We start from the raw sequence: 13,281 nt of genomic DNA on the forward strand, positions 1-13,281 counted from the left end.
GGTGTCGCCGTACGTCTTCGACTTGGCTACGGCGTTGACGTTGAGCGTCGCCTTCTTGGCTGCCACGGTCTGCGACACATCAGTGGCGGAGTTGTAGCTGCCGTTGCCTGCTTGCGAGGCGACGAGGACACAGCTGGTTGTGCTGCTCGTCATGGTGACGTCCCAGCCGCTGGCTGCGGTTGCGAGAGAACAACCCCCACTGGCCGCCAGTGTGACAGAGAGCCCGGAGCTTGCGGTCGGACTGACGTTGAACGTGGAGCCGTAAGCCGCGGGAGTGGTGGGCTGCACGAAGGTAATGGTCTGGTTCTGCTTCGCGATCCTGGCCAGGAACCTGTTGTCGGCACTGGCGCCGGTGACGTTGCTGCCCGAGGGGAAGACGACCTTGATCACGTCGTCGGACAGGGCGGTGGTCGTTGCGCTCGGGACGTCGGTGCCCTTGGTGGAGCCGGTCGACGAGTACCCAGAGGGGTTGGTCCGAACCACGAAGAACGTCCGGATGGTGCTCGCTCCGAGGTTGATCGGGCCGAAGGACCAGTCACCGGTGCTCGTCGTCGTGATGCTGTTGGTGGTGACGCCTGTCGAGACCAGGTCCGTCCCCACGTTGTAGGAGCCGTTGTTGTTCGTGTCGAGGTAGAGCTTGACCGTCGCGCCGGGCAGACCGGGATCCGTCTCGTCCCAGCCGTTGGCGTTCGCGTCGTCAAACACCGTGCCGGAGACACCCGGGACGACGACGGTGGTCGTGACCTTGCTGTAGTTGTCCGCGAGGTTCGCCTCGTTCTCGGCGCTCAGGATCTTGGCGTCGTTGGTGAAGGTCGCATTGTTGGCAAGACTCCCCACCTTCACCCGGTAGGTCCGAGTCACGCTCGTGGAGCCGCCGTTTATCGTTCCGAGCTTCCACGACAGAGTGTTGCTCAGAGCGTCGTACTTGCAAGGGCTGGAGCAGCTGTTGGCCACGTAGGAAACGCCTGCGGGCAGGACGTCTGTCATCTGCACCTTGGTGGCAGCATCCAAGCCCGCGTTGCGATAGGCCAAGCTGTAGGTCACCGTCTGGCCGGGCGCTGCGGTGGCGAGAGCGGTCTTCACCAATCGCAGGTCCGGAGCACCGGGCGCCGCCTGAGGCTTGGTGAAGCCGATGGTCCCGCCGCCCGGCGTGAGCTGGACTGACAGCGAGTTGCCGGTGAAGTTGTGCGCACCTGCCATGAGCGCAGTGGTGAAGGCGATGAAGCCGGAGTTGTTGTCTGTCAGCTTCACGTCGAACGCGTAGTTGAGGGTCTCGGCACCGGCGCCATTCGTGGTCCTCGAAAACACCACGTTGGTCAAGGTGACGTTGGGGCTGCGGTTCGCTGCGTCCTGCAGACCCTCGAGGATGTCGAGGCCCTGGCTCCCGGACTTGGAGTGGTCAACGGCAATCTGGAAAGTGGTCGTCGCCGCGCTCTGCTGCCCCGCCGGGAAGAAGACCCGCATCGGCACGGTGGCGAGCTCGCTCCAGCCGGGGCTGGTCGAGTTCAGGCTGGTGGTCTGCCACGGCGACGTGCAGCCGGATCCGCTGATGCAGAACGGATTGTCCTGGGCTTGGAGCTGTCCGCTCACATTTGCCGCGGCGACGTACGGTCCGACGATCGGACCGCCGTTGCCGGCGACACCAACGGGCACGACGGCATCGGTCGAGTCGTCGCCCAGCGCGCGCGCCAGGTTCACGCGACCGTTGCCGGTGTCGGAAACCGAACCGGCGGCATCCGTGGTGCGGGCCAGCCGTCCGACGATGACGCCGTTCGAGGCGGCGGGGTCGTTGGCCTTCACGAGGGCTGCAGCACCCGCGGCGATGGCGGCGGAGGCCGAGGTGCCGGTGACCGCTCCGGCTCCGGAGGCGATGTCATCTCCAGGCGCGGCCAGGAAGGTGTCGTCGCCGGAGTTGGAGCCGGCCCATAGGTTGTCGTCACGGGTCGTGGCGGAGACCCCCACGACCTTGGCGAGACCCGCGGGGTACGTCGCCACGGTGGACGCGTCGTTGCCGGTCGCTGCGACCAGGACGACGCCCTTCGACCAGGCGTAGTCGGCGGCGGCCTGGAGTGCATCACTGCGGCCCGGGTTCGAGAAGGCCATCAGGATCACGTCGGCACCGTGGTCGGCGGCATACACAACTCCGGCGACGATGTCGGAGTCCTGACCGGTGCCATCCGCGCCGAGGACCTTGACGGGCATTACGGAGACGCCCGCGAAGCCGACACCGGCGATGCCGGTGCCATTGTTGGTGCCGGCCGCGACGATGGAGGCCATTGCGGTGCCGTGCCCGTTGGGGTCCGCAGTGTCACTGACCCCCTCGAGCATGGAAGCGCCGGCAACGAGGTTGCCGGTGAGATCTGCTGTGGGGTCGACGCCGGTGTCCAGCACCGCGACGGTTGCCGATCCGGCGGGGGTCACAGTGCCGTACGCCGAGTCCCAGCCGATCTTGGGTAGCGCCCACTGGCTGTCGTATGCCGGGTCGTTCGGTGTTCCTTGTGCCTCGCGCACCTTGTCGGCCTCGACCCGAGTGACGTCCGGGTTGGCGCGAAGCGTGGTCACCCCTGCGTCGGTAAGGGAGGCGGAGTGCATGCGTAGCGCAGGAATGGCTTGAGTGCTCACAGCGTCTGCCGCGTCCAGGGCGTCCTGCTGTTGAGCGGCGGACGTGCCAGAAATGAACTCGACGATGTAGCTGTTGCGGGGTTCGGTCGCTACCGTCGTGGAACTCGGTGCCGTCGACGGTGTTGGGTCGCTGGTTGCGGTGGGGGAAGGGTCGGAGGATGTCAGAGCCCCGGCCGGAAGGGTGGTCCCGCCCAGCACCGCCACGGTGGCCATGACGGCCATGGCGGCAGTTGTTCGACGTGCCCAGCGGAATGGCCGAAGTCGGCGCCCGTTCTTCTTAATAGTCGGCGCAGCGAGAATTCGGCGTGCAGGCATGGCGTGGGTCCCTCCCCTTTGAGCGTCGACACTCCCGCCCCCGCGACTCGACGTGGGCACAAAGTAAGACGACGAGAGGACGCGCGTATGCGGAATCCATATATCTGGGTTCCTTTGAGGGGCATGGGAATTGGCTGTGTCTGAATTGCGGTGTTTTGCTCCCGCATAGGTGAGGCCTTTACGACAAATCACGCGTCTCACCACCACCGATCCCATAAGAATGAGTGGCGTTCGGTGAAGGACAAGTGCCTTCCATCGGCGCAGCCTGTTGATGATTGCTTCGGTTTGCGCGGGGATGCCGGTTCGGTATTCCTCAGAGCTGGGTGAGGACCTGCTCGCCGATGTGGCGCATCCCGCGAAGCACTGCCCAGACCGTGAGGTGGTCGAGCGTCGTGCCGGGGGAGGGGTCCCAGTTGGCCACTGCGGCCCAGGTGACCGTCCGGTCGCCCGCGGTCACCGCGCCGACGTCGGCCCGCACGCCTGCATCGGTCCCGGTCTTGTTCCAGAACGTCGTCGGCAGGTCCAGCGACGCATGGTGGGCGATCGGGTCGAGGCCGCCCTGCTCGACGAGGGCCGAGCCGACCATTGACTGGTCGACGTTGGCCGAGAGCCACTGGCGCACCAGCCGATCCGCGTCCGGGCCAGCCGCGGTGCCCGACGCGAGTCGTGCCATGAGCTGGCTCAGCTCGGCGGCGGTGCCGGTCGACAGGGTGGCCGGGTGGTCGGCGCCGCGGACGTCGCGCACCCGGTCGTGCAGGGCGGTTGCACGCAGGCCGAGGGACGTGGCGCGGGCTGCGACCTCGGCGAGCCCGACGCGCCGGAGCAGGACGTTGGTGGCGAGGTTGTCGGAGACGGCGCCGATGAGGGCCGCGACGTCGATGAGGGGCAGCGTCTCGACCGACAAGGTGTGCCACAGGCCGGAGTCGCCGACCCAGAGGTCGACCGACCGGGTCAGCGGCTCGTCGGGTGAGAGCTCGCCGGCAGCGATGAGCCGGGCCGTCTCCACGAGGAGCAGCACCTTGCCGACGGAAGCCGTGCGCAACGGAGCGTCGGCACCCGCGGAAGCCAACGGCATACCCAATCCGTCACGGACGCACACCGACCACGTGACTCCGCCGGCGTCGGGAAGCTCGAGATCCATGTCAGGCAAGGGAACCCAGCCAGGTGAGGAGGGCGGCGTTGACCTGGTCGGGGGCCTCCTCGGTGAGGAAGTGCCCGGCACCGGGGACCTTGACGTGGCGGTAGTCGCCGAGCACGAAGGCTCCGGACCCGTGGGTGGCGGGGGCGATGACGCACCCGTCGTCGCTGCCCTGCAGCTGGAGGACCGGGACGCGGACCGCGTGCCGGATGCGGCGCATGAAGATCGGGCCGTCCGGGCGCACCGACGACCGGCCGAGCCAGCGGTAGTGCTCCGCGGCCGAGTGGGCGACGAAGGGGATCATCATCGCGTCGCCGTACCGGGAGACGTCCGCGGCCGTGGGGAACGAGCCGAAAGGCGAGGCCCACGAGCGGAGGAGGTCCTCGACGTAGGCGTGCGACTTCGTCATCTCGCGCTCGGGGGAGAAGGGCTTCTGCAGCCCGGCGATCCACGACGAGGCCCGGCGCTGCTTGGGGTTGGACCACGTCGCGTGCCGCATGATCCGCGGGTGCGGCATCGACAGGGACGTGATGGCGCGGGTCACGTCGGGTCGCAGGGTCGGCATGCACCAGGCGATCCAGCCGCCGAGCCCCTGGCCCATGACGACGGCGTCCTTCTCACCGAGGGCCCGGATGACGCTCGCAGCGTCGAGGGTCGCCATGTATGTGTCGTAGCCGCGCGGCGGCTTGTCGGATCCGCCGTAGCCGCGGAGGTCCATCGCCGCGACGCGGTAGCCGGCATCGGCCAGGGCGACCATCTGGTGGCGCCACGCGTACCAGAACTGCGGGAAGCCGTGGAGCATCAGCACCAGCGGTCCATCGCCCATCTCGGCCACGTGGAAGCGGGCGCCGTTGGCGGAGACGTAGCGGTGCTCCCAGGGGCCGTCGATGTTGACGAAGGCAGCGTCGACGGACATGGGTGCGGTCAGGAGCTCCGGGTCAGGCGTCGCGAGACGGGTCGGGCGTGCCGGGAGCGTTCCCGTTGCTCGACGACGTGGGCGCAGCGGGGGTGCCGGGTGCGTCGGCGCGCACCGGGGCCGGGAGGCCCGGGCGGTCCCACTCGGGGCGCGGTGCCGGGACCGTCGTGCCGGGGTGCTCGACCGCTGCCTTGATCGCCTCGATCGTCCCCTGCGCCTCGGCGATCGTCTTCGCCGGAGTCGGGTCGACGGTCTTCATCTTCCGCACGCCGAGGTAGCCGAGGACGGCGGCGACGAGCAGCATGAAGACGGTGACGATGAGGAAGCTGGCCCAGCGCGGCAGGCCCAGCGCCTGGAGGCCCTCGGCGATCGTCGTGAACAGGAAGTAGACCGAGTAGAAGACGATGACTGCCGCTCCAGCGAGCAGGCCACCGCCCACGCCGGCCTTCTTGACCTGCACCGAGACCTCAGCCTTGGCCAGGGCGATCTCGCTGCGAACCAGTGCCGAGATGTCCTGTGTGGCGGACGCGACCAGCTGGCCGAGTGTCCGCTCCTGCCGGGGATCCGTGCTCATCGGCTCACTTCCTCGGTGATCGTCGGTGACTGCGCGGTCGCGCCTACCAGATGCAACCCTACTGCGCAGTCCCTACCCGAACGTGCAGGGCAGGCACCATCACGCCGGATCGAGTCGTCCCTCGGTCTCGTAGACGTCCGGGACGCCGTCGTTGTCACGGTCCGCGGTCTCACGGACCTCGACGAGCCGGTAGTGCCGATTGCGCACCCGCAGCACGACGCTCGAGAGCAGTGCGGCGATGAGACTGCCGCAGAGAACCGCGAGCTTGACGTGGTCGTCACGCTCGGAGCCGTTGCCGAAGGCGAGCTCACCGACGAGCAGGCTGACGGTGAAACCGACCCCCGAGAGCATGGAGAGACCCAGGACGTCGGTCCAGGCCAGGTCCTCGTCGAGCTCGGCGCGCGTGAACCGGGCGACCGCCCACGTGCCCCCGAGGACGCCGACCGTCTTGCCCACGACGAGCCCGACGACGACGCCGACTGCGGCCGCGTCGCCGAGAGCTGAGCCGAACCCGCCGCCCACGACGGTGACGCCGGCAGCGAAGAACGCGAAGACGGGCACCGCGAAGCCCGCGGAGAACGGCCGGATCTTGTGCTCGATCCGCTCGGCCAGCGAGTGCCGGTCCGGGTCGTCCTCGACCTCGCGGTTGACGGGCACGAGCAGGCCGAGCAGGACGCCGGCCACCGTGGCGTGGACGCCGCTCGAGTGGACGAAGACCCACGCGAGCAGGGCCGGGATCGCGAGGACGAGCGGGTTGGTGATCTTGCGCTTGAGGAGCAGGCGCCAGGCGGCCAGGGGGACGACCGCGGCGAGAAGCCAGAGGAAGCTGACCGTGTCGGTGTAGAAGACGGCGATGATCGTGATGGCGATGAGGTCGTCGACGACCGCGAGCGTCAGCAGGAACGAGCGCAGGGCGCTCGGCAGGTGCGTGCCGATGACGGCGAGCACCGCCAGCGCGAACGCGATGTCCGTGGCCGTCGGGATGGCCCAGCCACGGAGTATGCCGCCGAGCTCGCTCGCGCTCTCGCCCCGGCTCATCAGCGTGGCCGTGACGACGAACAGGATCGCGGGCAGCGCGACACCGCAGACCGCTGCCGCGATCGGGAGGGCGGCCTTGCGACGGTCGGACAGGTCGCCCGCGACGAACTCACGCTTGAGCTCGATGCCCGCGACGAGGAAGAACACCGCGAGCAGGCCGTCGGCCGCCCACGTCCCCAGCGAAAGGTCGAGGTGAAGGGCGTGCGGGCCGATGACGGTGTCACGCAGGGCGGCATAGCCGTCACGCCACGGCGAGTTCGCCCAGACGAGGGCAGCCACCGCGGCTGCCAGGAGGATCGCGCCGCCGACGGTCTCGGCCCGAAGCGCGTCGGCGACGAAGCGAGCCTCGTGCCAGCTGCCGCGGCCGAGGAGCTTGTTGCCGGGGCCGCCTCCGTCCGGTGTCGACGGGGTCGCGGTGGGGTGCGGGTCGCTCACCTTGTGGTCCCTTCAGGGGATGGGTCATGCGTCGCCGACCAGACTTCCCGGCACACCATGGCCACTCGCATCGTCGCCGTGAGCCGCTTCGATCCTAGCGAGACGGTGCGAGCGGCCTGGGCGGTGTACCGGTAGCCGGAAGAGATGGCGTGGCGCGCTGCGTCCAGCCGGTGCGTTGACGCGCCATCAGTTCGGCCGGAACTCGTTGCGCCACGGTCAAATCGGACTAATTAGACATCAGTGGTTTGCGACCGGTTGGCGGCCCTAGATTGTGTCTAGGGAGGGGGAATCCCACACGTGTGGATTGAGTCTTGGGGGTCACCTATGAGCGAGAAGCCGGCGGGTTGGTACTACATCGGCGACGGCACGCTGCGCTACCGCGACGACTACGGGTGGACCGAGTACTACATGGACACCAAGGACCCGCGCGCGCAGGACTGGCCCCCGCCGAAGCCGAAGACCATGCTCCAGCAGCTGCGCGAGGACGAAGCGGCCCGCTCGGCTGCGGCCGCGGCCCACCGAGGCTCCCGCATGTCGACCATCTTCGGGCGACGGCGCGCGCGACACTGACCTATGCCCGGCGGCGCGCCATTCTGTGCCGTGACGATTCCTCCATTCTCCTGCGCGCCCCGTCACCTCGGGGAATACTCCACCGCTGAGGGGCTGAAGTGGCCTTCCGGGGATCAGGGGGACCAATGCGCATCTGCATCGTTGGCGGTTGTGGGCACGTCGGACTGCCGCTCGGACTCGTCCTGGCTGCCGCCGACTGTGACGTGGTTGCGCTCGACACCGATGCCGACGCCGTCGCTCGTGTGAACTCGGGCGTCATGCCCTTCCAGGAGGAAGGAGCCGCCGACACCCTGCTCGCGGTCCGAGCGGCCGGCCGCTTCTCGGCGACGACGAATGCCCGTGCGATCGCCGACGTCGATGTCGTCATCGTCGTGATCGGAACGCCGGTCGACGACCACCTCAACCCCGACCCGAACGCTGTGGTCGCAGCGATCGAGGAGTGCCTCCCTTACCTCAACGACGGCCAGCTCGTCATGCTGCGAAGCACCATCTACCCGGGCGTGACGAGGTCGGTCGGTCGAATGCTCGAGGAGCGAGGCGTCAGGGCGCCGGTTGTGTTCTGCCCCGAGCGCATCCTCGAGGGTCACGCGCTGCGCGAGCTGCGCACTCTGCCGCAGATCGTCGGCGCCATGTCGCTCGAGGGCGCCGAGCGAGCCACTGCAGTCTTCGACCATCTCAACGTCCAGTGCATGGTCGTCACCCCGGAGGAAGCAGAGCTGGCCAAGCTCTTCACGAACACCTGGCGCTACATCAAGTTCGCCGCTGCCAACCAGTTCTGGGAGATGGCCAACGACGCCGGTCTCGACTTCGCACGAATTCGCGAGGCGATCACGTTCGACTATCCGCGAGCAGCTGACCTGCCCGGCCCGGGATTCGCTGCCGGCCCATGTCTTTTCAAGGACGCCATGCAGTTGTCTGCCTTTGCCAAGAACACCTTCGCACTGGGTCATTCGGCCATGCTCGTCAACGAGGGAATGCCGCTCTACGTGGTCGACAGGCTCGCTGGGCGCTTCGACCTCGAGAACATGACCGTGGGCATCCTCGGGATGGCTTTCAAGGCCGAATCTGACGACTCCCGCTCGAGCCTCTCGTACAAGCTGAAGCGAACCCTGCGGTTCAGGGCGAAGCGAGTGCTCACAACCGATCCCTACGTCACGAGCGATCCATCACTGAGCCCGCTCGACGTCGTCCTCGACCAAGCGGACTTGCTCGTCATCGGGGCGCCGCACCAGGAGTACAAGGCACTGTTCACGGACAAGCCCGTCGTTGACGTGTGGGACCTCCAGGGGAACGGGACCCTCGTATGACGGCTCCTCGAGCCACGATCGTCCTGCCCGCCTACAACGAACACGAGTCAATCGTCACGGCGCTGAGGCGCATCGAAGACGCGGTGTCACTGCCACACGAGATCCTCGTCGTGGTCGACTCCGAGGCCGACACCACCATCGCGGCAGCCCGGGATGAGATCAGTCGTATGCCGCATGCGCGCGTTGTCGTCCAGGACTACGGGCGGGGCCCCGCCAACGCGGTTCGTTACGGGATCGACCATGCACAGGCGCCGTGCGTGGTCGTCACGATGGCTGACGGATCCGACGACGTTCGCGTCATCGACGACCTCGTACGTCTCGTGGAGCGAGGCTTCGTCGTCGCGTCCGCGTCCCGCTACATGCCCGGGGGAGCCCAGCGCGGGGGTCCGGTCGGGAAGCGGCTGATGTCGGAGACAGCGGGGCGAAGTCTCAACCTGCTGGCCCGCGTGGGCACACGGGACGCGACCAACGCCTTCAAGGCATACGACACCGCCTTCGTGCGTGAGGTCGGGATCGACTCGCGATCCGGCTTTGAGATCGCGATCGAGCTGGTGGCCAAGGCTCGGCGTGCGCGCAGGCCAGTCGCCGAGGTCCCCACGATCTGGCTCGACCGTGAGGTCGGGGCCTCGCACTTCAAGATCCGAGAATGGTTGCCGAAGTACCTCTACTGGTACTCCTTCGCCTTTGGCCCGGCTGTCCCTCAAGAGAGCGTGCACGCTCACGTCAGCCCGAAGGTGATGGGTTCACGATGAAGGTTTTGGTCACGGGGTCCGCCGGCTTCATCGGCGGCTACGTCGTTCAGGAGCTGCTCAGGCAGGGCTGGGACGTCGTCGGCATCGACAACTACTCGAAGTACGGTCCAGTCCGGCACTCCTACGACGACCACCAGCGCTACGCGTTCGTCGAGGGGGACGTGCAGGACACGGCCCTGATGCGCCGGCTCATGGGAGACGTCGACCACGTCATCGCCGGAGCGGCGCTCATCGGTGGGATCACGTACTTCCACAAGTACGCCTATGACCTACTGGCGCAGAACGAGCGGATCATCGCCTCGACGTGCGACGCGGCCATCGCCGTCCGCCGCGAGGGCGCACCGCTGCAGAAGGTCACGTACCTGTCGTCGTCGATGGTCTTCGAGTCGACGGACCGCTGGCCATCGGCTGAGGGCGACCAGCGGCTCGTGCCGCCCCCGCGATCGAGCTACGGCTTCCAGAAGCTGGCCGTCGAGTACTTCGCCCAGGCCGCCTGGGACCAGTACCAGCTGCCCTTCACCATCCTGCGTCCGTTCAACTGCGTCGGGATCGGGGAGCGCCGTGCACTTGGCGACCTCGAGGTGTGGTCGGGCAACGTCCCGTTGGCCATGAGCCACGTCGTCCCGGACCTTGTCCAGAAGGTCATCAAGGGCCAGGACCCTCTCCACATCCTGGGCGACGGCAGCCAGGTCCGGCACTACACCTACGGGGGCGACCTCGCGCGTGGCATCGTCAGGGCGGTCGCCCACCCCAAGGCGATCAACGAGGACTTCAACCTCTCGACCGCGACCGGGACGACCGTGACTGAGCTCGCCCAGGAGATCTGGACCAAGGTGAACGGTGAGCGCCCGATGACGGTCGTGAACGACCCTGCGTTCGAGCACGATGTACAGAAGCGCGTGCCCTGCGTCGACAAGGCGAAGCAGGTTCTGGGGTTCGAGGCGACGACGACTCTCAGCGACATGCTCGACGAAACCATTCCGTGGATCCGCTCGGCCGTCGCGTCGGGGATCCTCTAGTAGGGCGGCACCATGGACTCCGACTACCTCAAGGCCACGTACGAGGCCCGGTTCTCAGACGCCGAGCTCGGGGACAAGCAGACTCTCTGGTCGGTGCTCTGCGAGGAGCAGTTCCAGCAGTACGTGCCCGTGGACGGTACGGTCCTCGACCTCGGTGCTGGCTACTGTGAGTTCAGCAACAACATTCGAGCGAGGCGACGCATCGCCGTCGACCTCAACCCGGACACCGCAGCCTTCGCTGTGGAGGGCGTCGAGGTGCTCGAGACGAACTCGGCTGACATGCACCGGATCGCGGACGGCACGGTCGACACGGTGTTCACGTCGAACTTCTTCGAGCACCTCCCCGACACCGAGGCGTTGCTCGCGACTCTCGGCGAGAGTCAGCGGGTCCTACGTCCGGGCGGTTGCATCGTCGTGCTCATGCCCAACATCAGGAACCTTCCAGGCGCCTACTGGGACTACCTCGACCACCATCTCGCGCTGACGCAGCACAGCCTCTCGGAAGCGTTGACGTTGACCGGTTTCGAGGTGACGCGAGTCGTACCGCGATACCTGCCATATACGGTGCGCAACTCGCGAATGCCAGTGTCCCGAATGTCGATTCGCGCGTATCTTGCCTTCAAGCCAGCTTGGCGGGTGCTCGGCAAGCAAATGCTCGTCGTCGCCCGGAGTCCCAGCAACTGACCGGCGACCGCTGAGGTCGACGCGGCCGTCACAGCGTTTGTCACTCGTCTTTACGACCGATGGTGTAGATCTGGCGGTCGGCGGTCGGCGTAGCCTGCCAACCGGCCGGGAGGTAGTCCGCGGGGTCGAGTCTCGGGTCGCACGAGACCAGGTGCGTGTAGGTGTGCATCGACGACTGCGGCGGCAACGCGTCCGCCGTGTCGTTGCGGATCATGAAACCCGTTCGGTCGGCCCCATAGAGAAGAGTCGGGTCCCAGTCGCAGCCGATCACGAGCAGTTGATCGTCTGGACCTGTCTGTTCGGCGACTCGTGCCGGCAATGATGGCACGGTGTTGGAGTGCTTGAACTGGGAGACCTCGTCGGACCCCAGGGGAACGACCGCCGCAACCATGATGACCACTCCAGTGAGCAGGGCGGTCACCCCGGGAAGAGCCGGCGCGCCCATTGTCAGGCGTTCTACCGCAGCCAGAATGCCCAAAGCCATCAAACAGGTCAGGGCCGGGAACGACGCAATCCAGTAGTACGAGTGAATCGCGTACAGGTTGAACAGGACGAGCGGGCCAGCGACAACCGTCATCAGAAGGCCCGCCCGGTGCCACGCAGTTCCGACCCCCAGAAACGCGCCGACGAGCGCGAGGACCAGGCCCAAGCCGACTGGTCCCCCCACCTCGAGCAGCGCGTGGTACGCCAAGCCCTTGTTGGACGTGAGCGACAGGCGGCTCTCGATGGTCCCGAAGTTCCAGTCGACCAGCTCCGTGCTGGTGAGGAACCGAGTAGCTGCTTCGCTGGCCTTGATCGAGTCCGCGTATCTGCTCCACGTCGTCGCGAGGAGGAGGCCGAGACCGGGTCCGAGGATCGCGGCTGCAGCTGAGCGGAATACGGCTTGTCTGGTACGGGCGAGCGATAGTGCGGCGAAGACGAGAAGCACCGCCCAGGGCACCAACGTCGTGACTTTGACGAGGGCGCACGTCCAGGCGGCCACAGCCCCCACCGCCAAGTGAACTCGGGTGCCTCGACGCAGGTAGGTGTCCAACGCAACCACCATGGCAAGGCCAAAGGCCACCGCCATGAACTCGATCAGCGCGGCAGCTCCCCACGCAAGTGCGAACGGTAGGAACTGCATGAGTGCCAGCGCGACGTGCGCCGCTCGAATGGAGTGCCACCGACGGACGAGGACCCACAGCAGGAGCGTAGAGAGCTGGAAGAACGTCAAACCCAACAGCCGAGCGGACATGTCGACGCTCAGTCCCGTGTGTGTCAGGAGGGCGGCCAAGGCTTGAAAAAGGGGGAGCTCGAAGGGGACGTCTGCTCCGGCGCCGAACACAGGCAGTGGCGTGCTGAGCAGATCGATGCCGAAGCGGCTGTACTCGCGGATGACCAAGGCCGTCTGTGTCTGCCGGAAGGCATGTGACTCGTACAGAAGGTGTCCCAGCTGTGGGAGTCGGATCGCCGTTCCCAGGGCGATGATCGCCACGACCAGGAGCCCGTCTCGCCGCCCGACCGGTGGGAACGCTGGTCCGTCGCTCATCTGTCCGTTCCTGTGTTGGCCTCGTGCTTCGGCGAAAGTACAAGATTCGCCGCGAAAAGGTGGTGAAATGCCACCTGCCGCAGCTGACCGGCTATTCGTCCACCGGGGGTTGCAGGTGATGCCAGTGACGGGTCGACCATCGCGAGGCAGCCGGTGTGTCTCGGCCTGGGTGGTGCCGGTTGTCAGCGCGGTCGCTCGGCTGATCCTGGTGTCGCGACTCGCGCCCTTCGATCCCAGCATGCCCGGCGCAGGACGGGATCCTTCCTGGCAGTGGGCGCTCAACGAGGCCGTCCCGCGCAGGATGCCGTTCGCCTCGCACGCTGTTGCGCAGGACCAGTCGAAGTTTCTGATTCGGCGGACATGAGTTCTTTGTCAAGGCATGC

General features: G+C 67.0%; 11 protein-coding genes. 5 read left to right on the top strand and 6 right to left on the bottom strand.

Annotated features, from left to right (window positions below):
* From ASG96_RS01665 to nhaA, 5 genes are all read right to left on the bottom strand, one after another.
* A partial coding sequence (locus ASG96_RS01665) for a S8 family serine peptidase (protein ID WP_162262002.1) occupies positions 1 to 2,844 on the bottom strand: 2,844 nt, incomplete at its 3' end.
* 406 nt (positions 2,845 to 3,250) lie between these two features.
* Positions 3,251 to 4,078 (bottom strand): serine hydrolase, encoded by an 828-nt coding sequence (locus ASG96_RS01670; RefSeq protein WP_057586204.1) that lies wholly within the window; start codon positions 4,076 to 4,078, stop codon positions 3,251 to 3,253.
* 1 nt (position 4,079) lies between these two features.
* A complete protein-coding gene (locus ASG96_RS01675) occupies positions 4,080 to 4,991 on the bottom strand; it encodes an alpha/beta fold hydrolase (RefSeq protein ID WP_057586206.1) in 912 nt (303 codons plus the stop codon).
* A gap of 22 nt (positions 4,992 to 5,013) precedes the next feature.
* Positions 5,014 to 5,565 carry a phage holin family protein gene (locus ASG96_RS01680; RefSeq protein WP_057586208.1) on the bottom strand — a complete coding sequence of 184 codons (552 nt, stop codon included), beginning with the start codon at positions 5,563 to 5,565 and terminating at the stop codon, positions 5,014 to 5,016.
* A 99-nt stretch (positions 5,566 to 5,664) separates the two neighbouring features.
* Positions 5,665 to 7,038, bottom strand: a complete 1,374-nt coding sequence (gene nhaA, locus ASG96_RS01685; protein WP_057586211.1) for a Na+/H+ antiporter NhaA — start codon at positions 7,036 to 7,038, stop codon at positions 5,665 to 5,667.
* A 324-nt stretch (positions 7,039 to 7,362) separates the two neighbouring features.
* On the opposite strand from nhaA, the gene ASG96_RS01690 reads away from it, so the two are divergent.
* The 5 genes from ASG96_RS01690 (at position 7,363) to ASG96_RS01710 (ending at position 11,370) form a co-directional block, all read left to right on the top strand.
* Complete coding sequence (locus tag ASG96_RS01690; RefSeq protein WP_057586212.1) at positions 7,363 to 7,608, top strand: hypothetical protein; 246 nt, start codon at positions 7,363 to 7,365, stop codon at positions 7,606 to 7,608.
* Between the two features lie 125 nt (positions 7,609 to 7,733).
* Positions 7,734 to 8,915, top strand: a complete 1,182-nt coding sequence (locus tag ASG96_RS01695) for a nucleotide sugar dehydrogenase (RefSeq protein WP_057586214.1) — start codon at positions 7,734 to 7,736, stop codon at positions 8,913 to 8,915.
* Positions 8,912 to 9,667, top strand: coding sequence for a glycosyltransferase (locus ASG96_RS01700; protein WP_057586216.1), 756 nt, complete (start codon positions 8,912 to 8,914; stop codon positions 9,665 to 9,667). The genes ASG96_RS01695 and ASG96_RS01700 overlap by 4 nt, the downstream gene beginning before the upstream one ends.
* Positions 9,664 to 10,686, top strand: a complete 1,023-nt coding sequence (locus ASG96_RS01705) for an NAD(P)-dependent oxidoreductase (RefSeq protein WP_057586218.1) — start codon at positions 9,664 to 9,666, stop codon at positions 10,684 to 10,686. Before ASG96_RS01700 ends, ASG96_RS01705 begins: the two co-directional genes overlap by 4 nt.
* 12 nt (positions 10,687 to 10,698) lie before the next feature.
* Positions 10,699 to 11,370, top strand: a complete 672-nt coding sequence (locus tag ASG96_RS01710; RefSeq protein ID WP_057586220.1) for a bifunctional 2-polyprenyl-6-hydroxyphenol methylase/3-demethylubiquinol 3-O-methyltransferase UbiG — start codon at positions 10,699 to 10,701, stop codon at positions 11,368 to 11,370.
* A gap of 40 nt (positions 11,371 to 11,410) precedes the next feature.
* Here the strand turns inward: ASG96_RS01710 and ASG96_RS01715 are convergent, their stop codons facing one another.
* Positions 11,411 to 12,898 carry a glycosyltransferase family 39 protein gene (locus ASG96_RS01715; RefSeq protein WP_057586222.1) on the bottom strand — a complete coding sequence of 496 codons (1,488 nt, stop codon included), beginning with the start codon at positions 12,896 to 12,898 and terminating at the stop codon, positions 11,411 to 11,413.
* Positions 12,899 to 13,281 lie beyond the last annotated feature (383 nt).

Source organism: Terrabacter sp. Soil810 (assembly GCF_001429645.1).
Taxonomy (GTDB): domain Bacteria; phylum Actinomycetota; class Actinomycetes; order Actinomycetales; family Dermatophilaceae; genus Terrabacter.

What these genes read in the sequence shown, in the direction of transcription:
- ASG96_RS01705 (WP_057586218.1), top strand. Translation starts at nt 9,664, where the DNA reads ATGAAGGTTTTGGTCACGGGGTCCGCCGGCTTCATCGGCGGCTACGTC.
- ASG96_RS01715 (WP_057586222.1), bottom strand. Translation starts at nt 12,898, where the DNA reads ATGAGCGACGGACCAGCGTTCCCACCGGTCGGGCGGCGAGACGGGCTC.
- ASG96_RS01690 (WP_057586212.1), top strand. Translation starts at nt 7,363, where the DNA reads ATGAGCGAGAAGCCGGCGGGTTGGTACTACATCGGCGACGGCACGCTG.
- ASG96_RS01700 (WP_057586216.1), top strand. Translation starts at nt 8,912, where the DNA reads ATGACGGCTCCTCGAGCCACGATCGTCCTGCCCGCCTACAACGAACAC.
- ASG96_RS01695 (WP_057586214.1), top strand. Translation starts at nt 7,734, where the DNA reads ATGCGCATCTGCATCGTTGGCGGTTGTGGGCACGTCGGACTGCCGCTC.
- ASG96_RS01675 (WP_057586206.1), bottom strand. Translation starts at nt 4,991, where the DNA reads ATGTCCGTCGACGCTGCCTTCGTCAACATCGACGGCCCCTGGGAGCAC.
- ASG96_RS01710 (WP_057586220.1), top strand. Translation starts at nt 10,699, where the DNA reads ATGGACTCCGACTACCTCAAGGCCACGTACGAGGCCCGGTTCTCAGAC.
- ASG96_RS01670 (WP_057586204.1), bottom strand. Translation starts at nt 4,078, where the DNA reads ATGGATCTCGAGCTTCCCGACGCCGGCGGAGTCACGTGGTCGGTGTGC.
- ASG96_RS01680 (WP_057586208.1), bottom strand. Translation starts at nt 5,565, where the DNA reads ATGAGCACGGATCCCCGGCAGGAGCGGACACTCGGCCAGCTGGTCGCG.